Origin of the sequence: Klebsiella sp. Ech2A (assembly GCF_030078455.1) — a bacterium.
GTDB lineage: Bacteria > Pseudomonadota > Gammaproteobacteria > Enterobacterales > Enterobacteriaceae > Klebsiella > Klebsiella terrigena.
In genome coordinates this window covers 1-1,008 of sequence record NZ_JAQGFU010000452.1, presented here as the reverse complement: position 1 = coordinate 1,008, position 1,008 = coordinate 1, and the positions used below count along the sequence as shown (strand labels likewise).

Below are 1,008 nucleotides of genomic sequence, written 5' to 3'. Positions count from 1 at the left end.
ACCGCCGCCGACGCCCGGGCCTATATGGTCTCCTATCAGCAGGCAATTCACGCGATCGGCAAAGCCTCCAACGGCCGCGGCATCTATGAAGGACCGGGGATCTCCATCAAGCTCTCCGCGCTGCATCCGCGCTACAGCCGCGCGCAGTACGATCGGGTGATGGATGAGCTCTATCCGCGCCTGAAGTCGCTGACCCTGCTGGCGCGCCAGTACGATATCGGCATTAACATCGACGCCGAAGAGGCCGATCGCCTGGAGATCTCTCTCGACCTGCTGGAGAAGCTGTGCTTTGAGCCAGAGCTGGCGGGCTGGAACGGGATCGGCTTCGTTATTCAGGCCTATCAGAAGCGTTGTCCGTTCGTGATCGACTCGCTAATCGATCTCGCCACCCGCAGCCGCCGCCGTCTGATGATCCGCCTGGTCAAGGGCGCCTACTGGGACAGCGAAATCAAGCGCGCGCAGATGGACGGCCTGGAAGGCTACCCGGTTTATACCCGCAAGGTTTACACCGACGTCTCCTATCTCGCCTGCGCGAAAAAGCTGCTGACGGTGCCGAGCCTGATTTACCCCCAGTTCGCCACCCACAACGCCCATACCCTGGCGGCCATTTACCAGCTGGCGGGGCAGAACTATTATCCGGGTCAGTACGAGTTCCAGTGCCTGCACGGCATGGGCGAGCCGCTGTATGAGCAGGTCGTAGGCAAAGTGGCCGACGGCAAGCTCAACCGACCGTGCCGAATCTATGCCCCGGTCGGCACCCACGAAACCCTGCTGGCCTACCTGGTACGCCGCCTGCTGGAGAACGGCGCCAACACCTCCTTCGTCAACCGCATCGCCGATACCAGCCTGCCGCTTGACGAGCTGGTCGCCGACCCGGTCAGCGCGGTCGAGAAGCTGGCGCAGCAGGAGGGCCAGGCCGGCCTGCCGCACCCGAAAATTCCGCTGCCGCGCGATCTCTATGGTCAGGGCCGCAGCAACTCGGCGGGGCTGGATCTGGCGAACGAGCAC

1 protein-coding gene is annotated in these 1,008 nt (G+C 63.4%); it reads left to right on the top strand.

Translation table 11 applies throughout. The features are described from left to right. The coding region (locus PFH44_RS27920; RefSeq protein ID WP_283826888.1) for a proline dehydrogenase family protein at positions 1-1,008 on the top strand (1,008 nt) is incomplete at both ends.